At 64.1% G+C, this 25840-nt stretch carries 21 protein-coding genes, 1 other RNA gene and 1 pseudogene; 4 read left to right on the top strand and 19 right to left on the bottom strand.

Going from position 1 to position 25840, the window contains the following annotated elements; genetic code table 11:
* Nucleotides 1-3 precede the first annotated feature (3 nt).
* The 8 genes and pseudogenes from ftsA to ftsW form a co-directional block, all read right to left on the bottom strand.
* Nucleotides 4-1326: a cell division protein FtsA gene (ftsA, locus tag JQ609_RS27345; protein ID WP_211997380.1), complete on the bottom strand. Its 1323-nt coding sequence runs from the start codon at nt 1324-1326 to the stop codon at nt 4-6.
* The gene (locus JQ609_RS27340; protein ID WP_212211578.1) at nt 1323-2312 is read right to left on the bottom strand and encodes a cell division protein FtsQ/DivIB; all 990 of its coding nucleotides are present in this window, start codon (nt 2310-2312) and stop codon (nt 1323-1325) included. The genes ftsA and JQ609_RS27340 overlap by 4 nt, the downstream gene beginning before the upstream one ends.
* Nucleotides 2252-2585 (bottom strand): annotated as a pseudogene (locus JQ609_RS27335) (D-alanine--D-alanine ligase); the annotation flags it as partial. The gene JQ609_RS27340 and the pseudogene JQ609_RS27335, both read right to left, overlap by 61 nt.
* 77 nt (nt 2586-2662) lie before the next feature.
* The gene (locus tag JQ609_RS27330; protein ID WP_212211581.1) at nt 2663-3655 is read right to left on the bottom strand and encodes a D-alanine--D-alanine ligase; all 993 of its coding nucleotides are present in this window, start codon (nt 3653-3655) and stop codon (nt 2663-2665) included.
* Nucleotides 3655-4578, bottom strand: coding sequence for a UDP-N-acetylmuramate dehydrogenase (murB, locus tag JQ609_RS27325; RefSeq protein WP_212276001.1), 924 nt, complete (start codon nt 4576-4578; stop codon nt 3655-3657). The genes JQ609_RS27330 and murB overlap by 1 nt, the downstream gene beginning before the upstream one ends.
* Before the next feature lie 109 nt (nt 4579-4687).
* Complete coding sequence (murC, locus tag JQ609_RS27320) at nt 4688-6091, bottom strand: UDP-N-acetylmuramate--L-alanine ligase (RefSeq protein WP_212276000.1); 1404 nt, start codon at nt 6089-6091, stop codon at nt 4688-4690.
* A 199-nt stretch (nt 6092-6290) separates the two neighbouring features.
* The gene (gene murG, locus JQ609_RS27315) at nt 6291-7397 is read right to left on the bottom strand and encodes an undecaprenyldiphospho-muramoylpentapeptide beta-N-acetylglucosaminyltransferase (protein ID WP_212211587.1); all 1107 of its coding nucleotides are present in this window, start codon (nt 7395-7397) and stop codon (nt 6291-6293) included.
* 159 nt (nt 7398-7556) lie between these two features.
* Nucleotides 7557-8708 (bottom strand): putative lipid II flippase FtsW, encoded by a 1152-nt coding sequence (ftsW, locus tag JQ609_RS27310; RefSeq protein WP_212275999.1) that lies wholly within the window; start codon nt 8706-8708, stop codon nt 7557-7559.
* A gap of 144 nt (nt 8709-8852) precedes the next feature.
* Here ftsW and JQ609_RS27305 point away from each other — a divergent pair, with 144 nt between their 5' ends.
* Entirely contained in the window at nt 8853-10193 is a 1341-nt protein-coding gene (locus tag JQ609_RS27305) for a GDSL-type esterase/lipase family protein (protein WP_212275998.1), read from the top strand.
* Nucleotides 10194-10310: 117 nt separating this feature from the next.
* On the opposite strand, the gene murD is transcribed toward JQ609_RS27305, so the two are convergent.
* From murD to rsmH, 7 genes are all read right to left on the bottom strand, one after another.
* Entirely contained in the window at nt 10311-11711 is a 1401-nt protein-coding gene (murD, locus tag JQ609_RS27300; RefSeq protein WP_212275997.1) for a UDP-N-acetylmuramoyl-L-alanine--D-glutamate ligase, read from the bottom strand.
* 4 nt (nt 11712-11715) lie between these two features.
* Entirely contained in the window at nt 11716-12822 is a 1107-nt protein-coding gene (gene mraY / locus JQ609_RS27295) for a phospho-N-acetylmuramoyl-pentapeptide-transferase (protein ID WP_192738075.1), read from the bottom strand.
* A 165-nt stretch (nt 12823-12987) separates the two neighbouring features.
* Nucleotides 12988-14370, bottom strand: a complete 1383-nt coding sequence (murF, locus tag JQ609_RS27290; RefSeq protein WP_212275996.1) for a UDP-N-acetylmuramoyl-tripeptide--D-alanyl-D-alanine ligase — start codon at nt 14368-14370, stop codon at nt 12988-12990.
* Nucleotides 14367-15821 carry a UDP-N-acetylmuramoyl-L-alanyl-D-glutamate--2,6-diaminopimelate ligase gene (locus tag JQ609_RS27285; protein ID WP_212275995.1) on the bottom strand — a complete coding sequence of 485 codons (1455 nt, stop codon included), beginning with the start codon at nt 15819-15821 and terminating at the stop codon, nt 14367-14369. The genes murF and JQ609_RS27285 overlap by 4 nt, the downstream gene beginning before the upstream one ends.
* A 47-nt stretch (nt 15822-15868) precedes the next feature.
* Nucleotides 15869-17626, bottom strand: coding sequence for a penicillin-binding protein 2 (locus JQ609_RS27280; protein WP_212275994.1), 1758 nt, complete (start codon nt 17624-17626; stop codon nt 15869-15871).
* On the bottom strand, nt 17623-18015 hold the full coding sequence (locus JQ609_RS27275; RefSeq protein WP_212211607.1) for a hypothetical protein: 393 nt from the start codon (nt 18013-18015) through the stop codon (nt 17623-17625). Before JQ609_RS27275 ends, JQ609_RS27280 begins: the two co-directional genes overlap by 4 nt.
* Nucleotides 18016-18017: 2 nt before the next feature.
* A complete protein-coding gene (gene rsmH / locus JQ609_RS27270; protein ID WP_409411200.1) occupies nt 18018-19196 on the bottom strand; it encodes a 16S rRNA (cytosine(1402)-N(4))-methyltransferase RsmH in 1179 nt (392 codons plus the stop codon).
* A 416-nt stretch (nt 19197-19612) separates the two neighbouring features.
* Between rsmH and JQ609_RS27265 the strand changes: the two genes are divergently transcribed.
* Entirely contained in the window at nt 19613-20482 is an 870-nt protein-coding gene (locus JQ609_RS27265) for an N-acetylmuramoyl-L-alanine amidase (protein WP_212275992.1), read from the top strand.
* On the opposite strand, the gene JQ609_RS27260 is transcribed toward JQ609_RS27265, so the two are convergent.
* Entirely contained in the window at nt 20483-21856 is a 1374-nt protein-coding gene (locus JQ609_RS27260) for an FAD-binding oxidoreductase (protein ID WP_212275991.1), read from the bottom strand. It lies immediately after the preceding gene.
* 73 nt (nt 21857-21929) lie between these two features.
* Entirely contained in the window at nt 21930-22625 is a 696-nt protein-coding gene (locus tag JQ609_RS27255) for a GntR family transcriptional regulator (protein WP_212275990.1), read from the bottom strand.
* A gap of 106 nt (nt 22626-22731) precedes the next feature.
* Here JQ609_RS27255 and JQ609_RS27250 point away from each other — a divergent pair, with 106 nt between their 5' ends.
* Complete coding sequence (locus JQ609_RS27250; RefSeq protein ID WP_212211622.1) at nt 22732-23619, top strand: transporter substrate-binding domain-containing protein; 888 nt, start codon at nt 22732-22734, stop codon at nt 23617-23619.
* 26 nt (nt 23620-23645) lie between these two features.
* On the opposite strand, the gene JQ609_RS27245 is transcribed toward JQ609_RS27250, so the two are convergent.
* A complete protein-coding gene (locus JQ609_RS27245; RefSeq protein WP_212275989.1) occupies nt 23646-24902 on the bottom strand; it encodes an RNA polymerase sigma factor in 1257 nt (418 codons plus the stop codon).
* Between the two features lie 14 nt (nt 24903-24916).
* A complete protein-coding gene (locus JQ609_RS27240) occupies nt 24917-25267 on the bottom strand; it encodes a YciI family protein (protein ID WP_212211624.1) in 351 nt (116 codons plus the stop codon).
* 137 nt (nt 25268-25404) lie between these two features.
* Between JQ609_RS27240 and rnpB the strand changes: the two genes are divergently transcribed.
* Nucleotides 25405-25822: RNase P RNA component class A (rnpB, locus tag JQ609_RS27235), an RNA gene on the top strand.
* The last annotated feature ends 18 nt before the right edge of the window (nt 25823-25840 follow it).

The raw sequence follows: 25840 nt of genomic DNA, 5'->3' as shown, positions 1-25840 counted from the left end.
TCATCAGAAGCCCTCTCGCAGCCATCGTCCGACCCTTCCGAAATAGCCGTCAGTCCCTGTCCTGAGCTGCCGCGTATGCCGCGGTTCGACGTGTTCGAGGTGTGCGTATTGCGGATAGACCAGGAGGCCCGCCGGCACCGCGAACGAGGCGCTCTTGGCCTCGTTGGGCAGCCGGCCGAAGCCGAGCGGACGGCCGATCCGGACCGGCCGGTTGAGAATGCGGGTGGCAAGTTCGACAGTACCGGTGAGCTGGGACGCGCCGCCGCTCAGGACAACCCGCGCCCGCGGCTCTGCCGCAAAGGGGGAATCCGCGAGCCGGTCCCGGACCATTTCAAAGATCTCCTCGGCGCGATGCCGGACGATGTTCGCGATCGTGGCGCGCGAGACGATCTGCGGCGCATCGCGCTCGTCATCGCCTGCGGTGGGTACGGACATCAACTCGCGCGCGTCTGACCCGCCGGTCAGCACGGTGCCGTATAAGGTCTTGATTCGCTCGGCATCCGCAATGCATGCACCGACGCCGCGTGCAAGATCCATCGTCATGTGTTGCCCGCCGACCGCAAACCCCGAGGCGTGCACAAAGCGCCCGGCCGAATAGGTCGCGATCGTGGTCGATCCGGCGCCCATCTCGACCACGGCGGCACCGATGTCGGCTTCGTCGTCGGTGAGGACCGAAAGGCCCGCCACATAAGGACTTGCGGCCATGGCCTCGACGTTGAGATGGCAGCGCTCGACCACCAGCATCAGGTTCTTGGCCACCGTGGCATCCGCCGTCACGACGTTCATGTCGACGCCGAACTGCCGCGCCACCATGCCGCGGGGATCGCGGATGCCCTTGACGCCATCCAGCGTGTAGCTGACCGGCAGCGCGTGCAGCACGGTGCGGCCTTCGCCGGTGGCGTGACGCATGCCGGTGGACGTCACGCGGGTGACATCGTCAGAGGTGACCGAGCCGCCCCTGATATCTGCGGCGGCTTCGACCAGCTGGCCCTGCAGCCGGCCGCCAGAGACCGACAGCAAAACGGATTCGACGCGGACCTTGGCCATGCGTTCGGCCAGCGCCACCGCCTGGCGCACGGCCTGTTCGCATTCGGCCAGATCGACCACCGCGCCGGCCTTGACGCCGCGCGACTGGATCTGGCTGTAACCGATCAGCTCGACCGCGTGGCTGCGGCCGCGCAGGGCCTCATTCGGCGGCGACGGCTTCAGCCGCGCGATCATGCAGGCGATCTTGCTGGTGCCGATGTCGAGCGAGGCCACCAGCGCGGTGCGCTTCTGCGCCATCGGCCGCGTCTTCGGGGTCTGGTTGCGATCGAGGCCGGTCATGCTGCGTCACCGGCTTTTTTCTTGGGCTTCTTGTCCTTGAACAGTTCCTCGCGGGCCTTCGCCGCGTCTTCGGACAACAGCACCGTCAACCGGTCCGGCAGGCGCATGTCGACCGCGACGATGTCGCGGGAGAACAGCCTGTCCTCCTTGTCGAGCTTGCTCAGCAGCGCCAGCGCATTGCCGACGTCGTGTTCCGGCAGGCGGATATCGAGACCGTCCTTGAGGCGCAGGTTCCAGCGCCGCTCGCCGACATAGATCGCAGCCTTGGTCACGCTGCGGACCTGCGGATAGCGATCCAGCAGCGCCAGGAAGTCCCGCGCCTTCTCGGCGGCGCCCTTGCCCACCACCAGCGGCAGCGAGATGAAGCGCCGCGACATATAGGGTTCGAGCACCGCGCCATCCTCGGCGATGACGGACAGCCGGCCGTCCTGCTGCCACAACGCGAACGCGGTACGCTCGACGATGTCGATCTGCAGCCGGCCGGGATAAAGCTTCAGAATCGCGGCGTCCGATATCCAGGGATTGGTCTTGAGCTTGTCGCGCACGGTGGCGGCATCGAGGAACAGCAGCGAGGAGCGGCCGTTGACGCCGCCGATCGCGAGCACTTCATCTTGGCTCAGCTGCTTGCGGCCGTTGATGGCCACCTCGGTGATGCGGAAGCCGGCCGAATTCGCCAGCGCGTTGCGGGTATCGCTGAGCGCACCGACGAACTCGTCGACATGGCCGCCCTTGACGACACCAAGCGAGGCGCTGCCGAGCAGCATCAGCACGGTCAGGGCGACGCCGGCACGGTTCGGCAGGTAACGTTCGAGCCACAGGATCAGGCGGTTCGGCGGTTCGCGGTCGATCACCCGCTTCGCCCGCACGCGGGCGCGCAGGCCCAGCCGCTCGCGCAACAGCACGACCGCTCCGATGGCGGCGGCTTTCAGGTCAGCTTGGGGCCCCAGCGATCGCAGCGATCGAGCGAGGCGTCCTGCACCATCCATTGCACGAGCTCGTCAAAAAGTTGTTCCCGCAAAAAGGCTTGCGGGCTCTGGCGCACGTGATGTCTCGGTGATGCCGGGCTGGGCTCAAGACCTCGGTTGTGAGGAGGCCATTTTCCCTCGATGCGATCGTCGAAGCGGAAATCCGCAACAGCTTACGCCCCGGCAGCCAAGCGCCACATGCGCCGCCAGCGTTAACCTTCGGACTTCCTGGTAAACAAAGGGTAAATGTGACCGGTCAGGGGCGTGTTTTGCGCAGCCTTGTGAGTAGTTTGCCGGGCATTGGTTAGGATTTTAGTAATATTTCATCCGGACCGGGCGGGTTCCCTCAACCAGCACGTTAACCCGGCGAATCACCCCCGCCTCTGAAGGCGTTGCTCGGCCAGTACGACCTGGTCGCGCAGGAAATCGGAAAAATCGATTCCCTGGGCCTTCAGCGCCTTCGGATACAGCGAGGCGGCGGTCAGTCCCGGCAAAGTGTTGGTTTCGAGATAGACCAGCCCCTTGGCCGAGACGATGAAATCGCTCCGGGAATAGCCGCTGCAGGACAGTGCTCGGTGCGCCCGGTGCGCCTGGTCCATCAGGTCGGCAGTAATCGCGGGCGAAAACCGGCCCGGGCAGATCTCCTGGGTCGATTTGAGCAGGTATTTTGCCGTGTAATCGAACGCGCCCTCGCCCGGGATGATTTCGACCGGCGGCAGCGGCATGATGGTGCCGTCGGATCGCTCCAACACGCCGCAGGTGGCTTCGACGCCGGAAACGAATGCCTCGATCAGATATTCCTCGGATTTGGCGGCGTTGCGGACCGCGACGAGGTCCTGCTTGGCGTTGACGAAGATCAGGCCGTAGCTCGATCCGTCCCGCGCCGGCTTCGCAATCAGCTTGCCGTATTCGGCGAACGCGGCATCGATATCGTCGAGCGCGATGCCTACCGGCGTCTCCACGCCCGCAATCGCCGCAAAGCGCTTGGCCGCGGTCTTGTCGAAGGCCAGATTTGAAGACGCCGAGCCGGACCCGGTGAAGGGAATGCCGCGCATTTCGCACATCGCCTGCAGTTCGCCATTCTCCGCCCGGCCCCCGTGCAGGCCGAGCACCAGCACGCGATCTTCGGCTTTCGCTTTATCGAGCGCCGCTTCCAGCGCGATGCCGCGATTGCCCGGATCGAATTCGTCCTCGAACGGCCGCTGGTGATTGAGCAGGGCTTCCGACGTCACCTCGTGCACAGTGTCGGCGACGTGCCAGAACCACAGATCCGCCTCCGGCAAGGCACGATGCAGCGCCTGCGCGCTCGCTACCGAAACCAGCCGCTCCTTGTTGGTGCCGCCGAAGAGAATGGTAATCCGCATCAGCCTTGTCCGATTCCGATCCGCTTGATTTCCCAGTGTAACTCGATTCCGGAGTTTTCCTTAACCCGCGCACGCACGGTTTCACCCAGCGTTTCAATGTCATGCCCGGTCGCGTTGCCAGTGTTGATCAGGAAGTTGCAGTGCATTTCCGACACCTGCGCGCCGCCGACGCGCAAGCCGCGGCAGCCGGCGGCGTCGATCAGCTTCCAGGCGCTGTTGCCGGGCGGGTTCTTGAAGGTCGAACCGCCAGTCTTTTCGCGGATCGGCTGCGCGGTCTCGCGATGGGTCTGCACTTCCTCCATCCGCGCCCGGATGGCTTCGGGCGCTGCAATGGCGCCGCGGAAACGTGCGGAGGTGAAGATGATGGCAGGATCAACGCCGCTGTTGCGATAGACGAACTTCATGTCTGCATTGGTGAAGCTGTGCTTCGTGCCGTCGCGGCCGATGCCGGTGGCCTCGATCAGGACGTCCTTGGTCTCGCGGCCATTGGCGCCGGCATTCATGCGCAGCGCGCCGCCGATCGTGCCGGGAATGCCAAACAGGAATTCCATGCCGCCGATATTGGCCGTCGCCGCGGTTTCCGCCACGCGCTTGTCGAGCGCGGCGGTGCCTGCGATCACGACGTCGCCCTCGGCACGCGTCTCGCCGAACGCGCGCGGCGACAAGCGGATCACGACGCCGGGAATGCCGCCATCGCGCACGACCAGGTTGGAGCCGACGCCGACGACATAGACCGGCAATTCCTGCGGCAGTTTTTTCAGGAAGTACGCGAGATCATCTTCATCCGACGGCGTGAACAGCACCTGCGCCGGACCGCCGACGCGAAACCAGGTGAGTTCGGCGAGCGACTGATTCGCCAGCAGCCGCCCGCGCAAGTCGGGCATTGCGGTTTTGAGATCGGGGGTGATGTCGGGGAAGGTCAACGGAATTCTCTCGGCTCGTCATGGCCGGGCTTGTCCCGACGATCACACAGTAAAGACGTGGATGGCCGGGACAAGCCCGGCCATGACGGAGTTGGAGGTGACGCGCCCCTCACCCCAGCGCTTTCAATTCGCCCGGCAGCGCGTAGGCCCATTGGGTGATGTTGCCGGCGCCGAGGCAGACGACGTAGTCGCCGTTATCAGCGATGCCGCTGATAACCCTGGCGAGTTCGGAAGAGCTTTGCAGCGGAATGACTTCGCGATGGCCGTGCGCGCGCAGGCCGAGCACGAAATGGTCGCGGTCGATGCCCTCGATCGGCGCCTCGCCGGCCGGATAGACTTCGGCGACGACGACCGCATCGGCGTCGTTGAAGCAGGTACAAAATTCCTCGAACAGCGATTGCAGCCGGGTGAAGCGATGCGGCTGCACCACGGCGACGATCTTGCCGTTGGTGGATTCGCGCGCCGCCTTCAGCACCGCTGCGATCTCGACCGGGTGATGGCCGTAATCGTCGATGATGGTGACACCGTTCCATTCGCCGGTCTTGGTAAAGCGCCGCTTGACGCCGCCAAAGCCCGCCATCGCCTTGCGGATCACCTCGCCGGAAATGCCGAGTTCGTGCGCCACCGCGATCGCCGCCGTTGCATTCGATGCGTTGTGGCGTCCCGGCATCGGCAGCATGATGTCGGATATCTCGTGGGTCGCGCCGGTCTTACGGTTGCGGAACGCGACCTTGAATTTCGAGCCGCTGCCCATCGGCGTCAGATCGACCAGCCGCACATCGGCCTGCGGGTTCTCGCCATAGGTGATGATGCGGCGATCCTCGATCTTGCCGACGAGGGCCTGCACCACGGGATGATCGGTGCACATCACGGCAAAGCCGTAGAACGGCACGTTCTCGACGAAATTGCGGAATGCCTCCTGGATCGCCTCGAAAGTGTTGAAGTGATCGAGATGTTCGGGATCGATGTTAGTGACGATCACGACATCGGACGGCAGCTTCAGGAACGTGCCGTCGCTCTCGTCGGCCTCCACCACCATCCAGTCGCCCGCGCCCAATCGCGCATTGGAGCCATAGGCATTGATGATGCCGCCATTGATCACCGTCGGATCGAGGTCACCGGCGTCGAGCAGCGTCGCGACCATCGTCGTCGTCGTGGTCTTGCCATGGGTGCCGGCGATTGCGACGCAGCTTTTCAGCCGCATCAGTTCGGCCAGCATTTCGGCGCGGCGCACCACGGGAATGCGCTGGGCACGCGCCGCCATCAGTTCGGGATTGTCGCGCTTGATCGCGGTCGAGACCACGACAACGTCGGCGCCGTCGACATTCTCCGCCTTGTGGCCGACCGAAACGGTGATGCCCTTGTCGCGCAGCCGCGTGACGTTGCCGCTTTCGGAGGCGTCCGAACCTTGCACGGTATAGCCGAGATTGCTCAGGACTTCGGCGATGCCGCTCATGCCGATGCCGCCGATCCCGACGAAGTGGATGGGTCCGATCTCGCGCGGCAGTCTCATGTCTGTCTCGTATGTTCCCGTCATGCCCGGGCTCGTCCCGGGCGTCCACGACTTCTACGTCACTTCATGCAAGACGTGGATGCGTAGGCACTCGGTATACCGAGTGCCGTTCTTTTTTAAAGGGTCAAGTCGGATATATCCGAATTGACATGACAAGCCCGGCCATGACGCAAAAACAATGAAAATCGACCATTGCGGCCTAGATTCCGGCAACTTTCTGCACCAGATCGGCCAGCCGCTCGGCAGCGTCCAGCCTGCCCACGGTGCGGGAGGCGGCGGCCATCTCGGTCAGCTTCGCCGGCTCGGCGGCGAATGCGGAAATTTCGGAAGCCAGCCGGTCCTGCGTGAACTCCGCCTGCGCGATGCGCAGCGCGCCGCCCACCTTGGCCAGCACGCCGGCATTGGCGAACTGATCCTGATCGATCGCGCCGGGCAGCGGCACCAGGATCGAGGGCCGGCCGATCGCGGCGAGCTCGGCCACCGTGCCGGCGCCGGAGCGCGACACCACCAGATGGCTGGAAGCCAGCCGCGCCGGCAAGTCCGTGAAGAACGGCGCCAGCTCGGCGCTGATCTTGAGCCGGTCATAGACCGCGCGCACCCGCGCCATATCCTCTTCGCGCACCTGTTGCGTCAGGATCAGCCGGCTCCACAGCACCGGCTCCAGCCGTTCGATCGCCGGTGGCACGATGTCGCTCATCACGCGCGCGCCCTGGCTGCCGCCGACCACCAGCAACCGAAGCGGCCCGTTCGCCTCGGGCGAGGCAAAGGGTATCGCGGCGGCGGCCAGGATCGCCGGACGCATCGGCGTGCCGACCGTCGTTGCCTTGCCAGCCAGCGCCGGATCGCGATCGAGCACGCCCGGCAGCGAGGTCGCGATCGCGTTGACTCGGCTGGAGAGAAACCGGTTGGCGCGGCCGAGCACCGCGTTGGCGTCGTGAATGAGGCTGGGCACGCCGAGCAATCTGGCCGCCATCAGCGGCGGCAGCGTCGGATAGCCGCCGAAGCCGATCACGGCTGATGGCTTCAGCCGCCGCACCAGATTGAGCGCGATGAGACCGCCATAGCCGAGCATGACAGCGGTGCGCGCCAGCGAGATCGGATTGCGGCCACGCACGGTCTCGCTCGGCACCACGTCGATATTGTCATTGACCCTGGAGAACAGGCCGCTGTAGCGCAGCGCGCGGGCGTCGGTCGCGAGCCGCACGCGAAAACCGCGTTTGATCAGCTCGACGCCGAGCGCTTCGGCCGGAAACAAATGGCCGCCGGTACCGCCGGCCGCGAGGAGGATGAGGGGCGAAGTATTCATGGGGAATTCTTCTATAGCCAATCAGCCGTCATTGCGAGCCACCGGGTCGCGCGAATGCGCGCCCGATGACAGGCCCCGCGAAGCAATCCATAGCGCGGCATAACGGATGGGTGGATTGCTTCGCTGCGCTCGCAATGACGGGTTGGATTTACCTCGCCGTCATGCGTAGCTGCGCACCGAGTTGGCATTGTTCTGCGACTCGATCTCGGTGCGCGGGCGTTGCCGCGTCAGCGCCAGCATCATGCCGACGCCGTAGGCCAGCGAGATGATCGAGGAACCGCCATAGGAGATGAACGGCAGCGTCATGCCCTTGGCGGGGATCAGCTGCAGATTGACCGCCATGTTGATCGCGGCCTGCACGCCGAACAGGATGGCGAGGCCGGAAGCGGCAAACCGGGAGAACATGTCCTCGCTGGCATAGGCGCGCAGCAATGTGCGGATCACGACAAAGGCGAACAATGCGACCAGCGCCAGGCAGAGGATGATGCCGAACTCTTCCGCCGCCACCGCGAACACGAAATCGGTGTGGCTGTCCGGCAGGCTGCGCTTGGCGATGCCTTCGCCGGGCCCGAGCCCGAACCAGCCGCCGTTCCAGAATGCATCCATCGCCATGTCGAGCTGGAACGTATCGCCCGAGCCGGGATTCATGAATCGTTTGATGCGATGCGCGACGTGCGGCACCAGCAGATACGCGCCGAACAATCCGGCTGCGGCGGCGCCGGCAAGACCGACCACCCAGATCATCCGCATGCCCGCGATGAAGAACAGCGCGCCCCACACCATCAGGACCAGCATGGTCTGGCCGAAATCCGGCTCCATCACCAGGAGCGACACCAGCATCAACAGCAGCACCATCGCCATCGAAGTCGCCGGCATCTCCGGACGTTTGGTCGATTCCGCAAACAGCCACGCCGCGATCACGACAAAAGCCGGCTTGGCGGATTCCGAGGCCTGGATATTGACGCCGAGCAACGTGATCCAGCGCCGCGAACCCTTGACCTCGGCACCGAACATCAGCGTCGCCACGATCAGCACGATCGAGACCGCAAATACCAGCAGCGCCCCACGGCGGATGTTCTTCGGGGACATGAAGGATACCCCGATCAGCACGATGAAGGACGGCAGCAGGAACATCACGTGCCGGTTGAAGAAGTGGAAGGGATCGAGCCCGATCCTTGTCGCCACCGGCGGGCTCGCCGCCAGCGACAGGATGAGGCCGCCCACGACCAGCGCGATGATCGCCGCGAGCAGCAGTCTATCCACAGTCCACCACCATTCCGAGAACGGGGTGCGTTGGTCACGGGCGAGCATGGGCGTCCCCAAATGGCAGAGGTAACGTCCATTGGTGGCGGAGGATGGTTTCCAAGGAGTTAATGAGGTCCGTCAAATTTTCGGTTTCACCAATTGCGCCCTTGGCTTTAGGGTAAGCTCCAATCACAAGGCTTGGGAGGAACCATGCGTTCTCTTACCGCTATCGTCGTGGCATCGCTGTTGGTCGCATCACTTCAGACGGCATCCGCCAAGGATGAGAACTGGGTGGTGTCATGGACCGGTTCGGTCCAGGGTCCCTATCCCGTCGGCAACCCGTCCGCCCAGCCCGACCAGAAATTTGCGTTCCCCGATCCTGCGGCCGGCGCGCGGGATCAGACCTTCCGCCTGATCGTGCGGCCCGATCTGTGGGGCCGCCAGGCCCGGCTTCGTTTCAGCAATGCTTTCGGCACCAGGCCCGTGACGTTCGACGGCGTTTGTGCCGGCCTGCAATTGAGCAGTGCTGCGCTGCTCCGCGGCTCCAATCGCCTGGTGACGTTTGGCGGCAAGACTTCCGTCACCGTCCAGCCCGGCGATTCGGTCTGGAGCGACACCATCACGCTGCCGTTCGGAGGGCAGCCCGACCAGCTCGCCGGCCGCCGCCTCGCGGTCAGCTTTCACATCCCAGGTGAGAGCGGTCCGATGACTTGGCACGCCAAAGCGCTGACGACGTCTTACGTCACCGCACCCGGTGCCGGATCCAAGGGCACGTTGGAGGACGAGGCGGCATTTCCGTATACGACCGCGTCGTGGTTCTTCCTCGATGCGATCGAGATGACGGCACCAACCGACGCCTTCGCCATCATGGCGTTCGGCGATTCCATCACCGACGGCACCGCGTCGACGATGAACGGCGACGACCGCTGGCCCAACGTGCTCTCGCGCCGGCTAAAAGCGATCCATGGCAACAAGGTCGCGGTGGTGAACGGCGGCATCGGCGGCAACCAGATCGCCGGACCGGCCGAGTATGGTCCCGGCAAACCGTTCCCCGGCGGCCCTGCTTCGGGCCAGCGGCTCGAGCGCGACGTGCTGACGCTGTCGGGCATCTCCAGCCTGATCTGGCTGGAAGGCATCAACGATTTCAGCAAGAACGGCAACGCCGAAAGCGACAAGGTGATCGCCGCCATGAAGGACGGTGTCGCTCGTTTGCGCGCGAAATGGCCGCATATCAAAATCATCGGCGCCACCGTGACGACGGCGCTCGGCAGTTCCAGTGCCGCACACGGTTTCCCCGAACAGGACGCCAAGCGGAAAGCGCTGAACGACTTCATCCGCACGTCAGGCACGTTCGACGGCGTGATTGACTTCGACAAGGCGACCCTCGATCCGCAATCCGGCGGCCTCAAGGTAGAATTCGTCCCCGACAGCACCACCGGCGGCGCCGGCGACAAGCTGCATCCCAATCGCACGGGTTATCTGGCGATGGGCCAGGCGATCGATCTGGACTTGTTCAAGCCGGTGCACGCGCGTCGGAGTGCGAAGAAGTAGGATGGGTTGAGCGACCGCATCCGCCGAAGCGCAACCTGGCAAAGGTGGGAGCGAAACCCATCGAGGCAATAACGACACGTGATGGGTTTCGCGAAGAGCTCAACCCATCCTACATCGTCACACCACCGGCTTCACACCCGGCATCGCCGTGACGAGATCGCGGAACCTGGCACCGCGGATTTCGAAGTTGCGGTACTGGTCGAACGAGGCGCAGGCCGGCGACAGCAGCACGACGGGGTCGGTGAGGCCCGAGGCTTCGGCGTCGCGCGCGGCGCTGGCGACGGCGACGTCGAGCGTCTGCGAAATCTCGTGCGGCACGCGGGTCCCGAGCGTGCCGGAAAACTCCTGCGCGGCTTCGCCGATCAAATAGGCTTTGCGGATGCGCGGGAAAAATTCGGTGAGGCTGGTAATGCCGCCGAGTTTCGGCTTGCCGCCGACGATCCAGAAAATATCAGCGAAGGACGACAGCGCATGCGCTGCCGCGTCCGCATTGGTACCCTTGGAATCGTTGACGAACAGCACGTTGCCGAGGCGGCCGACCTGCTCCATGCGGTGCGCGAGACCGGGAAAACTGCGCAGGCCGTTCTGCAGAATGTCGGTCGATATCCCCATCGCCAGCGCGCAAGCCGAGGCGCACGCCGCATTCTGCGCGTTGTGCAGGCCACGCAATGAGCCGATGCCGCCGAGTTTTGCGATTTCGCTCCGCGCGCCGCCGGAGGCCCGGACGATGGTTTCGCGCTCGACATAGACGCCGTCGGGCAGCGGGTTTTTCACGGAGATGCGCACCACGCGCTTGCCGGCCTGATCGAGCCGGTCGGCGATGTTGCGGCACCAGCCGTCGTCGACGCCGACGATGGAGGTGCCCTGCGGCTGCACGCCGGCGACCAGCCGCGCCTTCACCGCCGCGTAGTGCTCCAGCGTGCCGTGGCGATCGATATGGTCTTCGCTGACATTGAGCAGAATGCCGACGGACGGATCGAGCGAGGGCGCCAGATCGATCTGATAGGACGACATCTCGATCACATGCACCCGCCCCATCCGCGGCGGCTCCAGCGACAGGATCGCGGTGCCGATGTTGCCGCCCATCTGGGTATCGTAGCCGGCAACCTTCATCAGGTGCGCGATCAGCGCCGTGGTGGTGGATTTGCCGTTGGTGCCGGTGATGGCGACGAACGGCGCATCGGGCGCGTGACGCCTTCGTTCCCTGCAGAACAATTCGATGTCGCCGATCACCTCGACGCCGGCCTGCCGCGCCATCAGCACGGACCAGTGCGGCGCCGGATGGGTCAGCGGCGCGCCGGGGGTCAATATCAGCGCGGCGAAATTATCCCAGGGGACGTTGCGCAAGTCGGCGGTGATGAAGCCGTCCTGTGCCGCCCTGGCGACGTTATCGGCGCTGTCGTCGCCGGCAATCACCTCCGCGCCGCCGGCCTTGAGCGCGTGGCAGCTCGCGAGGCCGGAGCCACCGAGCCCGAAGACGGCGACCGTCTTGCCCGCGAAGGAAGTGACGGGGATCAAGTTGTCACCGCAGCTTCAGCGTGGAGAGGCCGGCGAGCGCCAGCATCACCGAGATGATCCAGAACCGGATCACGATCTGTGGTTCGGTCCAGCCCTTCTGCTCGAAATGATGATGCAGCGGCGCCATCCGGAACACGCGTTTGCCGGTCAGCTTGAACGACACCACCTGCACGATCACGGAAACCGCTTCCAGCACGAACAGGCCGCCGATCACGGCCAGCACGATCTCGTGTTTGACCGCAACCGCGGTCGCGCCCAGCATGCCGCCGAGCGCGAGCGAGCCGGTGTCGCCCATGAAGATCGAGGCCGGCGGCGCATTGAACCACAGGAATCCCAACCCGGCGCCGAGCACCGCGCCGCACAGCACCGCAAGTTCGCCGGTGCCGGCGACGTATCTGATCTGCAGATAGTCGGAGAAGACAGCATTGCCGGTCAGATAGGCGATCATGCCGAAACTGGCGGCGGCGATCATCACGGGGACGATCGCAAGGCCGTCGAGGCCGTCGGTCAGGTTGACCGCGTTGCCGGCGCCAACGATGACGAAGGCGCCGAAGATCACGAAGAACCAGCCGAAATTGAACACCATGTCCTTCAGGAACGGAATCGCCAGCGAGGTTGAGGTCACGTCGCGCCCGAGCCGCACCAGCGCGTAACAGGCGATCAGCGCGATCACGCCTTCGATGGCGAGACGAAACTTGCCGGCAAAACCGCTATGGGTCTGTTTCGTCACTTTCAGATAATCGTCATAGAAGCCGACGAAGCCGAATCCGAGCGTCACCGCCAGCACGATCCAGACATAGGGATTGAGCGGATTGGCCCACAGCAGCGTCGAGACGACGAGGCCGGACAGGATCATCAGCCCGCCCATCGTCGGCGTGCCCTTTTTGGCGATGATATGCGAGGCCGGACCGTCGGTGCGGATCGGCTGACCCTTGCCCTGCCGAAGCCTTAAGTGATCGATGATCCAGGGACCGAACAGGAACACGAACAGCGCGCCCGTCACCATCGCCCCGCCGGTGCGGAAGGTGATGTAGCGGAAGACGTTGAGGAGGCCGCGTAAAAACGAGAAAGCGGGGACGGTGTTGGAAAGCTCGATCAGCCAGTAAAACATTCAGTATGCCCTATTGCGGCCTGGTTGCGCCGTCTTGCCGGGTAAGCGCATTGCAAGCGCGTTGACAATCGTTTTCATCCTGGAAACCAAGCAAATCTTGGTCACGATCGCGGCGGCGGTTGCGCGAATCACCACGGAAATCACGAGTGGGTCAGCCCGGCCAGTTTACGCTTTTGCCTGTAAGGCGGCCAGCAGCTTGGGCACAAACTTGTTGACCCAGAACATCTTTTTGCTGCCCTTGACCACCACGACGTCACCGCTTTGCAACAATGCGGCGATTTTCTGCGGCTCCAGCGTGGCGGGGTCGTCGTGCCAGCCGAGGGCGCGATCGGCCGGCAAAAGGTCGTACAGATGGCGCATCAGCGGGCCGACACAATAGACGCCGTCGATGCCGGGCAGATCCTTGGCCAGCCTGACATGATAGGCGGGCGCGTCGGCGCCGAGCTCCAGCATGTCGCCCATGATGGCGATGCGCCGGCCGGATGCGACCGGCCGCGCCTTGAGGCTGTCGAGCGCTGCGACCATGCTGGCCGGATTGCCGTTGAAACTGTCGTCGATCACGGTGACGCCGGCGGCGGTCTGCTCCACCCCACGCCCGGTCATGATGCCGACCTTGCCGAGTTCCTTGGCCAGATCAGCCTCATCGAGTTTGGCGGCATGGACCGACGCCAGCGCGGCCAGCGCATTCTGCAGCCGGTGCGGCGCGCCCGGCGTCAGGTCGAATGCGACCTGTTTGCCGCCGACTTGCGCTGACACGTGCCAGCTTTCGCCATGCGGGGTGTGCTTCAACGCATGCACTTCCGAGCCATCGCCGAAGCGGACAAGCTTGCCGTTCCATTCCGGCGCTTCGACGTCGGTCGGCAGCACCAGCACGCCATTTTGCGGGAGGCCCTGCGCGATGCTCACCTTCTCGCGCCGGATCGCCTCCAGGCTGCCGAGCTTTTCCAGATGCACGGGCTGGACGTTGACCACCAGCGCCACGGTCGGCTGCGTCAGTTCGCTGAGCCGTGCGATTTCGCCGGTCTGGTTCATGCCCATTTCCACCACCCACAGCGAGGCGCTCGGGCTGGCATTGCACAGCGTCAGCGGCACGCCCCAGAAATTATTGAAACTGCTCGGGCTGGCATAGGCGGCAGGGTACGCGGCGAGATATTCCTTGGTGCTGGTCTTGCCGGCGCTGCCGGTGAGGCCGATCACCGGGCCCTTGAACCGCGCCCGCGCCGCGCGCGCCAATCCCCAGAGACCGTCGATCAGCGTATCCTTGACGATCAGCTGCGGAACACGCACGCCTTCGATCCTGTGCGGCACGATCATCGCCACCGCTCCGGCGGCTTCCGCCTTGTCGGCGAACTCCCAGCCGTCGCGCGCGCTCGCGAAACTCGAAATGAAGCCGCCGCTCGGCGTGCCGCTGAGCGCCACGAACAGGCATCCGGGTTTTACCAGCCGGCTGTCCTGCGTAACGAAATCAATCGCGGTGTCGGGAAACGTACCCGCCAGGCCTAAAGCCTGGGCCACTTTGGCAATCGTCCACAATGGCGCAGCGCTCATGCATTCCTCTCCGCCAGCGCGGCCGCCACCGCGTCGTGATCACTGAACGGTAGCGTCTTGTCGCCGACAATCTGGCCGGTCTCGTGACCCTTGCCGGCGATCAACAGCGCGTCGCCTGGCTGCAGTCCGGCAATCCCGGCCCTGATGGCTTCCGCCCGGTCGCCGATGTCCCGGGCGCCCCTGGCGGCAGCCAGAATGGCGGCGCGGATGCTTGCCGGATTCTCGCTGCGCGGATTGTCGTCGGTGACGATGACGCCGTCGGCGTTCTCGGCCGCGATCGCCCCCATCAGCGGACGCTTGCCGGCGTCGCGGTCGCCGCCGCAGCCGAACACCACCACCAGTTTTCGCTTCGCATAGGGCCGCAGCGCCTGCAGCGCTTTCGCCAGCGCGTCCGGCTTGTGCGCGTAGTCGACGAAGATCGGCGCGCCATTATGTTCGCCGACCTGTTCCAGCCGGCCCTTGGCGCCCTCGAGATGTTCGAGGCCGGCGAGCACCGCGGCAGGTTCGCTGCCGGTCCCGATCGCCAGTCCCGCAGCGACCAGCGCGTTCTCGATCTGGAATTCGCCGACCAGCGGCAGCTTGATCATATGCCTGCGTCCACGATGTTCGAGCGTCAGCTTCTGCGCAAAGCCATCGACGACAGCATCGACCAGACGGATGCCCCCGTCCGCACCATCAGCGTTGCGGCCGATCGCGATAATCCGCAGTTTCCGTTCCCGCGCGGCGTCGATCACCTCCAGTGAGCAATCGTGATCGGCCGAGATCACGGCTGCACCATCGGCCACGACGAGATCGCGGAACAGCCGTAGCTTGGCATCAAGGTAATGCGCGACGTCGGGATGATAATCCATGTGGTCGCGCGTCAAATTGGTAAATCCGCCCGCGGCGATGCGCACGCCGTCGAGCCTGTATTGGTCGAGCCCGTGCGAGGAGGCTTCAAAGGCGAGATGGGTGACGCCGTCGCCGGCGATCTCGTCGAGCTGGCGATGCAGCGCGATCGGATCCGGCGTCGTGAGCGAGCCGTAGACGGTGCGCTTCGGCGAAACGAGACCGATGGTGCCGATGCTGGCGGAGGCATGGCCGAGCCGTTGCCAGATCTGGCGGGTGAACGCCGCGACCGAGGTTTTTCCGCTCGTGCCCGTGACGGCTGCGATTGTCGCGGGTTGCTTCGGATAGAATCTCGCCGCCGCCAGCGCCAGCGCACGGCGCGGATTTTGCGTGGTGACAAACGGCACGCGATCGCTTGTAGCGTGATCGCCCGCGATCGCGACCGCGCCCGCGGTGATGGCTGAATCAACAAAGCGCGAACCGTCGGTCTTGCTGCCGGCGAGCGCGAAAAACAGATCGCCGGGCTTCACGGCGCGGCTGTCCATTGCCAGGCCCTTCACGTCGATCGCTTCCGCCTGCGGCTCGATCGCAGCATCATTGCTGAAGAGGTCGCGAAGTTTCATGGTCGTCCAGTCCGGCCCGGGCGCAGCTTGGCGCATCGTCCTACGCCTTACTGGGTTGTCCTCGATGCCGCAAGAATGAGGCGATCTGCCGTCGGCAGATCGAAACGCGGTTCGACGCCCAAAAGCGGTCCGATTCGGGCGATTACCTTGCCGCCGGTCGGCACGGTGTTCCAGCCCGAGGTGATGAAACCATGCGTTTCCGGCAGCGCCTTGGGCTCGTCCAGCATGATCAGGAGCTGATATTGCGGGTTGTCGGCCGGAAAGATTGCGGTGAAGGAATTGAGCACCTGCTTCTTGGAATAGCGGCCATTGACCACTTTTTCCGAAGTGCCGGTCTTGCCGCCGATATAATAGCCCTTCACGTCGGCTTTCTTCGCGGTTCCGATCTCGGCGTTGAGCCGCATCAGATAGCGCATCTTGTCCGACGTCTCGGTCTTGAGCACCTTCTTGCCGATCGCCCTGGCTTCTTCCTCCGAGCGCTTGAGGAAAGTCGGCGGGATCAGGTAGCCGCCGTTAACGACCGCATTGATGCCCATCACCGCCTGCAGCGGCGCCACCGCCATGCCGTGGCCGAAGGCAATGGTGATGGTGTTGAGCTCACCCCAGCGCTTCGGCACGATCGGCGACGTGCTTTCCGGCAGTTCGGTGCGCAGCCGGTCCAACTGGCCGAGCTTTTTCAGGAACGCCTTGTGCGCCTCGACGCCCTGCCCCAGCGCGATCTTGGCCGCGCCGACGTTCGAGGAAAACGTGAATACTTCCGACAGCGTGATCGAGCGGCCGACCGGATGCGTATCGTGGATGGTGAATTTGCCGTACTTCAGCACACCCCGCCCGTCATACAGCGTGTTGAGGTTGGCCTTGCCGGAATCCAGAGCCATCGCCAGCGTCAGCGCCTTGAAGGTCGAGCCCATCTCGAACACGCCCGTGGTCAGGCGGTTGATGCGCTCGGGGTCGTGCGCCTCCTTCGGGTTGTTCGGGTCGAAATCCGGCAACGACACCAGCGCGACGATCTCGCCGGTCCTGACGTTGGAGACCAGGCCGGAAGCGGCCTTGGCCTTGTACTTCTCCTTGGCCTTCAACAATTCGTCGCGCAGCGCGTGCTCGACGCGCAGGTCGATCGACAATTCCACCGGCCGCTGCAGCCGATCGGTGGCAAAGCCGGCGCGGTGCAGGTCGGCCAGCCCGTTATTGTCGAGCCACTTCTCCATCCCGGCGATGCCCTGGTTGTCGATATTGACCAGGCCGATCAGATGCGCGACCGCAGCACCGGTCGGATAGACGCGCTTGTTCTCGCGCAGGAAGCCGATGCCGGGAATGCCGAGGCGATGAATGGCCTGCTGCTGCTTCGAGGTGATCTCGCGCTTCAGCCACACAAAGCCCTTGCGCGACGACAACCGCTCGCGGACCTCGGTCGTGTCGAGATCAGGCAATGTCGCGGTCAGAAGCTCGATCGCCTCGTCCTTGTCGATGATGCGGCGCGGTTCGCCGAACAGGCTCGGCGACTTGACGTCGGTCGCCAGGACCTCGCCGTTACGATCGACGATGTCGGGCCGCGCGGTCGCGATCGCGTCTCGCGAGCCGGTGCGGGCCGCATTGTGGCTGTCGGCGCCGATCGCAAACATGACGAGGCGTCCGGCAATGATGGCGTACACCAATGCGAACGCCAGCACCGCAAGTCCGACGCGCGCCCGCGCCTTCGCCGCGCGATCGACATTGCGCCCGTAGAGCAGGCTGCGGATCAGCCGCTGCCGCCAGGGCTCGGCAGGCTTTGCAGGTCGGGTGGTGGCAAGCGCCTGATCGGTCATTGCTGATCTCCCGGCGCGGGCACCGAGCCGGTCACGGTCGGCGCATCGGTGGCAGCCTCGATGGTATTGATCATCGCGCCGATCGGATCGGGCGCGCCTGGCCTCGCAAAGCTGGGCGGCCGTTCCGGCAGGTTCTTCAACTGGTCATATTGCGTGGCGACCAGGGACTTCAGTGGCAAATGCCGGTCGGCCAGGCCCTGCAGCCGCAGCGGCGCGTCGAGCTTGGCCCATTCGGCGCGGAGCGCGGCAATGGCGTCGCGCTGCTCGCGGATTTCCGCGTTCAGCCGCAGCACGCGCTCGGTGCGCGAGGTCGATTCCATCTTGATCCGGTAGACATAGGAGGCGGCGAACACCAGCATGCCGATCACGAGGAGGTGGATGATCCGCATGGTCAGCCTCCCCTCATGACGCTGTCGATGGTCGGCCACGCCGGCAATTCGCCCGCCGTATGCGCCGGCGCCGCCGTACGCTCCGCGGCGCGCAGTTTGGCGGATCGCGCGCGCGGATTGGCCGAAACCTCGGCCTCGCCGGGTGTGACCGGACGCTTGGTCAGGATTTGAAAGCTCGGAACGGCCTGCGCGACCTCGGGCAGATGCCGCGATCCGCCGCCGGACTTGCCGCGCTGGTTAAGGAAATCCTTCACGATGCGGTCTTCCAGCGAATGAAAGGACACCACGACCAGCCGGCCGCCCGGCTTCAGCACGCGTTCCGCTGCCGACAGCGCCAGATGCAGCTCGTCGAGTTCCGCGTTGACGAATATCCGCAAGCCCTGGAACGTCCGCGTCGCCGGATGAATTTCGTTCGGCTTGGAGCGGACCACCTTGCCGACGATGTCGGCAAGCGCCTTCGTGGTCGTGATCGGCGCTTCCTTGCGGGCGGCGACGATGGCGCGGGCGACGCCGCGGGAGTGACGCTCCTCGCCGAAGATGTAGATGATATTGGCGAGATCGGCTTCGGAGGCTTTCGCGACCACGTCCGCCGCGGTCGGGCCGTCATGCCCCATCCGCATGTCGAGCGGACCACCGAGCCGGAACGAAAAGCCGCGCTCGGCCTGATCGAGCTGCATCGACGAGACCCCGACGTCCATCACGACGCCGTCGACGGCATCAACGCCCTGCGCGGCACAGACCTCGGCGAGATTGGAAAACCGGTCCTCGACCAGCGTCAGCCGGCCATCCGCCTGGTCGACCAGATCGAACCCGCCAGTAATCGCCGACCGGTCGCGGTCGATACCGATCACCCGGGTTCCAGCGGTTTCCAGGATCATCCGGCTGTAGCCGCCGGCGCCGAAGGTGGCATCGACATAGATGCCGCCGTCGCGGGGGATGAGCATCTCGACCGCCTCGCGGCCGAGAACGGAGATATGTCGGGAGGCAGCCGGGGTCATCCGCCGGCCTTCAGCGTATTCCAAGGTACGATACAGAAACTGGACGCCAACCGGTCCATTGCGCCTCAAATCCCTGCGCTTCGCCGGGTCGTTCCGGCCAAAAAACCGCTGCGAGGCGCGCTGGCTGTTTCCCGCCCCATCCCGCAAACCCTGTTTTCCGGACGGAATTTGCTGGGCTGCCATGGCTTTTCGAGCGTGAAAGAGGGCCTCGGCCGTCCCCAAACCGGTTCGGCTCTTCATCACTTAGTAACGGCACTTAGCGTTAAGAAAGCGTTGACGATCGGCCACGGCTTTTACGCGCTTTGTAGCTACTCTCAAGCCGGTGATGCCCCGGCTCACTGGCCCAGCCAAGTGACGCCCCGGCTCATCTGGCGAAGCCGGCCGTCTGTCGAAGCCAGTGATGCCCGGCTCACTGGCCAAAGCCAGTGATGCCCGGCTCATCTGGCGAAGCCAGTGATGCCCGCCGCACACACTCGGTCAAAATGCGAGAGCGGGCGCGGCTGCTGGATTGCGCGGATGGCTTGGTAAAGGAATAGTAAAGATCATTGTTTTGTAAAATTTGCGGGTTGTCGTTCTCCTGCCCGGTTTGAGCTCATATAATGGCTGCTGGTTCGTTCACGTCTGCTGGTATTGATTCGAAGCGTCAACGTGCCCTTCCCGTTCCCAGGGCCATCGCGGACATGAAGACTTTTACCCCGGATTCCTCGATTGCCTCCGACGTGATCCCGTCGGCGAACTATGGCGACCGGAACAAGGGGCGCCTGCCCGACATGATCCTGCTGCACTACACCGGCATGCCGGATGTGGAAGGCGCAATCGCCCAGCTCTGCACCGCGGGAACCGACGTATCGGCGCATTACATCGTGCTGGAAGACGGCCGGATCGTGCAATGCGTGCCCGAGAGCAAGCGCGCCTGGCATGCCGGCGTATCGTTCTGGGCCGGCGAAGAAGACATCAACTCCTGTTCGATCGGGGTCGAGATCATCAATCGTGGCCACGACTGGGGCTATCCGGATTTTCCGCTGCGCCAGATCGCCGCCGTGATCGCGCTGTGCCGCGGCATCATGCTCCGCCGCAACGTGCCGCCGCATCGCGTGCTTGGGCATTCCGACGTCGCGCCTGCGCGCAAAAAGGATCCCGGCGAGAAATTCCCGTGGCATTCGCTGGCCAATTCCGGCGTCGGCCATTGGGTGCAGCCGGCGCCGATCGTGCGCGGCGAATCGCTCAAGCTCGGCAGCATCAGCGACGATGTCGCCGGCCTGCAGACTGCCCTGGCGCGCTACGGCTACCAAGTGCCGAACCACGGCAAGTACGACGGCCCGACCATGGAAGTGGTCACCGCGTTCCAGCGCCACTTCCGCCCGGCCCGCGTCGACGGCATCGCCGATCATTCGACCATGATCACGCTGCACGCGCTGCTGGCCACTTTGCCGGCCGATGCGACGCCGACGCAGGTCGCGGCGCAGTAGCTAGAGCACACCGGTTCCCGCGCTGTCGCGCAGCTGCCGCATAAAATTCTCGTCGTCGTAGCGTGACAGGCTGAGACGCTGCGCAAACCCGGGCTGCTGTGCGCCTTGAACCCAACTCGCGCAAAGCGCGCCCGTGGCGCAGGCAGCCATCGTTCCGAAACCGGAAAGCGCACCGGCGATGAAGGCGCCTTCGGTCTTCATCGGCCCGATCAGCGGCCAATTCTCTTTGGTCATGGTGTAATAGCCGCCGTAATGCGTAATCTGCCGCGGCAGCCGACCGTAATACTGCTTCAAGAGCGGGTTCAGCCTGCTCGCGCCTCTCAGAACGATATCCGGAAAGTTGGGATCCGTCGGGAGATCGTCCTGCGGCTCTGACGGCTGGCGACTATAAGCCCAGCCGAGCTTGATCCATTTTCCGTGATCGCCACCTTCCGGACGGCAGTGAATTCCGCCCGGCATCGGTCGGGCGAGCCAGGCCGTTGCACTATCCTCCTTGAGGAGCTGACGCTCCTGGTCGGTCCAGTCGATCGTCTGGCCATCCAGATCGATCGAGAACGGCATTCGTCGATCGATGGCGCCGAGGTTGTCGGCGAACGCAATCTTCTGGTGAAATACGTTCTCGACCGGGAGTTCTTCCCCCAGCATTCGCGCGATGTCGGCGACGTACGGGCCGGCAGCGTTGACGAGTATCCCGGCATGCAGTGCCTGCTCGCCTTCCTCGCCTCGCATCTTCAGGGCGAAGCCACCCTCTTGCCGGACGATCTCGGTGACGCGCGCACGGCTCACTGCGCCTCCGGCTGCCCGGACTTCCTCCAGCATCAGGCTTCCAAGCTGCTGCCCGCTGATATCTCCGGCGCGGCGGACGTGCAGAACGGTGGAGACCTCAGGATCAAACGTTGGAAAATGGCGACGGATCAGTTCCGGGTTTTGAAGTACGTCGACACCTTCGGGCGCATCCTGCCAATCCTCCGAGACCGCCGGTATGTAGGACGAAGACGACGCTGCGCCATGCACGCGTATCCGGCGCGCACCTTCCGGCCCGTAACCTGTATGGAGCTCCTCCAGCAATTGGTCCGGCTTTGCCTGACGCGTGGCCAGTGCGTAGCCCCGGCGGGTCATACGGACGCGGTTGTCGTGCCGACGGGCGATTTCCTCGAGCAGATCGATGCTGTAGTCGGTGAACTCAGTCATGATCGGATGCGGCCACCAGTTACGGTAGTTTTCACCCGAAGCGGCCGAGGTCAGACTCATGGGAGCATTCTGGTCGACGATCACGATCCGCGAGCCGGGACGGCTCCTCGCCAGATAGTAAGCGCAGGCGATGCCGACGATACCTGCGCCGATCACGACGATATCGGCTTTGCGGGCGTTCATTTCATTCTTTCTCCAGGCTGGCTTACGCAGGCAAAGCGATCAGTGCGCGTGGACGTTGAGGTGATGGATCAAATCAGCGTTCCGGACTTGCATCCCGTGAAGCGTGACGTTGTGCAGACCTCAGCGTTTTCTGCGTCTGCACGATGTGCTCGCGCAAAAGCCGAACGGCTTTTTCAATCTCGCCGGCGCGACACAATTCGAGCAGCTGGTAATGCTCGCGCTGCGGGCGCTCCTTGCCGGTCGCCCGGGACACCAGCGCCCGCGTAAAACGGCTTACATGACCATAATTTGCTTCAATCATCGCAAGCAGGCGCGGCCGATTGCACGGCGCGTAGAGCGTTTCGTGGAATCTCCAGTTGAACGCGCCCCACTTTTCCGGATCGGGCTCCTTGTCGTACGACCGGAGGATCTTGTTGGCATCGTCGAGATCAACCTCTCCCATGGCCGGGATAGCCAGGCGCAGCGCATGACATTCAAGTGCGATGCGAATCTCGAGCAGCTCCACAACCTCGTCGATCGACATATCGGATACGACGGCGCCGCGATTGGGCAGGAACGTAACGAACCCCTCGGCCTCCAACTGCTTGAGCGCTTCCCTCACGGGAATACGGCTCGTCCCGAACCGTTCCGCCAATTCGTCCTGCCTGAGCTGAAACCCGGGCGCAAACTCGCCCAGGCTGATCGCGAGTCTCAGCGCCTCACGGACGGCGTCCGGCGTGGATCCATGTCCCCCGGCCCCTCGGCTCTTTGCGGATACTCCAGGTCCCATCCGGCCTACTCTGTATAAAATCGATTTGTATATTATACAGTTCATGTGTATAAAATCCAGCACAATCGCGTCAGCAACGGCCGGTCAGCCGAGTAGGAGTAAGCCCATGAAAGGACTGTTTTATTCATTGATCCTGGCGACCGCGGTCGCTGTCCCCGCCCACGCACAGTCGCCCGGCGGAACGCTGGCCAAAATCAAGGACAGCGGCGAAATCCGGCTCGGGCACCGGGACGTTTCGATCCCGTTTTCGTACCTCGACGACAATCAGAAGCCGGTCGGGTTTGCGATGGACCTCTGCGGAAGGATTGTCGATGCGGTGAAAAGCGAACTCAAGCTTCCTGCCATTCAGACGAAGCTCCAGCCGATCCAGCTTGCCACTCAAATTCCGCTCATTCAAAACGGGACGATCGATATCGTTTGCGGTCCCGCAACCAACACGCTTGAACGGCAGAAAGTCGTGGCCTTCAGCAACACCATCTTCGTCTCCAGCATTCGCGCCGTGGTGAAAAAGGACGCTGCGATCAAAACCTTCGAAGACCTGAGCGGCAAGCCGGTGTCCCTGACGTCAGGTTCAACGTCGATCGCCCTGCTGACGGCGCGAGGCCAGGAGAAGAATTTCCAGACCAGGAACATCCTGTCGGGTGATCATGCCGGATCGTTCCTTGCGCTGACGACGGGCCGCAGCGAGGCCTTCATCATGGACGACATTTTGCTCGCCAGCCTGATCGCCAACAGCCCCGATCCGGACAACTGGCGCATTATCGACGATAGCCTCCGCACCGAACCGTACGGGCTGATTATCCGCAAGGACGATCCGGAGTTCAAAGCGTTGATCGACAAGACGCTGGTCGCGATGATGAAGAGCAATCAGTTTGCGGATCTCTATGCAAAATGGTTCATGAAGCCGATTCCGCCCAAGAACGTGAACCTGAATTTCCCGATGACGCCACCGTTAAAGGACGCGGTCGCCAACCCGACGGACAAGGGAGTCTGATCTATCCCGATCGCGATAAATCTCGCCTAGGCCTTCGCTCCGGCATCGCGGTCCAGCTCTTCCATCCGCCGTGCGTAAAGCCGCCGCAACGGCTCCAGTTGCGTGGCAGCCGTCGCCGCCTGATAGGCTTCGCGCGCCGCATCACGCCGGCCGAGGCGGCGGAGCAGATCGGCGCGGACGGCCGGCAGCAACTCATACCCTTTCAACCCGCCGCGCGCCTCCAGCGCATCGATCAGGTCGAGCGCCCGCGCCGGCCCATCGACCATCGACACCGCGGCGGCGTGATTGAGCTCGATCACCGGCGACGGGCTGATCCGCAGCAACACCTCATAGAGGCCGGCGATCTGCGGCCAGTCGGTGTCGTTATAATTCGGCGCACGCGCGTGCAGCGCTGCGATCGCGGCCTGCACCGCATAGGATTGCGGCCGCCCCGGCATCCGCAACGCCTTTTCGACCAGCTTCAAGCCCTCCGCGATCTGGGCCTGATCCCACAGCGAACGGTCCTGCTCTTCGAGCAGCACGATGTCGCCGCTCGCGGTCTCGCGGCCGGCGCGGCGGGAATCGTGGAGCAACATCAGCGCCAGTAATCCCTTGATCTCGCCGCGGCCGGGCATCAGCGCGTCGAGCAGCCGCACCAGCCGGATCGCTTCGCGGGCCAGATCAGGCCGCATCAGATCTTCGCCCGAGGTCGCGACATAGCCTTCGGTAAAGACCAGGTAGACCACCGCGAGCACGCCGCGCAGGCGCGGCTCCAGCGCTTCGCGTTCCGGCACTTCGTAGGCGATGCCGGCGAGGCGGATCTTCTGCTTGGCGCGCACCAGCCGCTGCGCCATGGCGTCCTCGCTCGCGAGAAACGCGCGCGCGACCTGCGCCGTCGAGAGCCCGCACACCGTACGCAGCGTCAGCGCCACCTGCACTTCCGCCGCAAAGGACGGATGGCAGCAAATGAAGATCAGCCGCAACATGTCGTCGTCGAGCACATTGTCGGCGGCCTCGTCAGGCGCCGACGCATTGAGCAGGATTTCGCGCGTCAGCTCCTGCTGCTTGTCGCGAAACGCGGCGTTGCGGCGGACGCGATCGATGGCCTTGTTGCGCCCGACATTGACCAGCCAGGCGCGCGGATTGGACGGCATTTCGGCAACGGACCAGCGCTCCAGCGCCACCGCGAACGCGTCCTGCAGCGCATCCTCGGCGAGATCGAAATCGCCGACGAGGCGGATCAGGGTCGCCAGCGCCCTGCCCGCCTCGTCGCGGAAGATTTTTTCGATCTCAAGCGGCGTCATCGGCGTACTTGCCGTCAATCATAAACCATGATCGGCCGCACCTCGATCGAACCTTTCCTGGCCTCGGGAATGCGCGCGGCGATGGCGAGCGCGGTGTCGAGATCCTTGGCCTCGACCAGATAATAGCCGGCGAGCTGTTCGCGCGTTTCCGCGAACGGACCGTCGGTCGTGAGCGTCTTGCCGTCGCGGACGCGCACGGTGGTCGCCGTCGTCGTCGGCTGCAAGCCGTCGCCGGCCTTGAAGTGGCCGCTCTGGATGATAGATTGCGTGAACGCGCCATATTCCGCCGACATTTCCTTGCGCGCCGCCGCATCCATTTTGCCGAACTCGGCTTCGCTCCGATAGATCATCAACAGATACTGCATCGCTCTACTCCTCTTGATCGGCTGGATCGCCGACACCCAGTCGAACGGGCCGGACGCGAAACGACATCTTCAGGATAGTTTATTTTGCTCCGTTTCGTGGCTTGACGCCACGCCGCCCAGCGCCCATGCGTAAGGGGTCAGTCGGCCGGACGGCCGCTCCCGCTACGGCCGAAAGGCTGCGGGAGAGGAAAGTCCGGGCTCCATCGACATACGGTGCCGGATAACGTCCGGCGGGGGCGACCCCAGGGAAAGTGCCACAGAGAACGAACCGCCTTCTCCTCCGGAGGAGGCAAGGGTGAAAAGGTGCGGTAAGAGCGCACCGCGGGTCCGGCAACGGAACCGGCATGGCAAACCACACCGGGAGCAAAACCGAATAGGGACGGCACCGCGGGCAGTTCGCGAAAGCGAAAACGCCGCAGGGCAATGTCAGGCTCGCCGTCCGGGTAGGTTGCTCGAGGCCATGTGCAAACATGGTCCCAGAGGAATGGCCGTCACGTATCACTCGCGAAAGTGAGTGGTGCCCTACAAAACCCGGCTTACAGGCCGGCTGATGTTTCTAAAATGAGGGGTTCG

This window comes from Bradyrhizobium sp. AUGA SZCCT0169 (assembly GCF_018130085.1).
Classification (GTDB): Bacteria; Pseudomonadota; Alphaproteobacteria; order Rhizobiales; family Xanthobacteraceae; genus Bradyrhizobium.
This window is presented reverse-complemented; position numbering and strand designations above follow the sequence as displayed.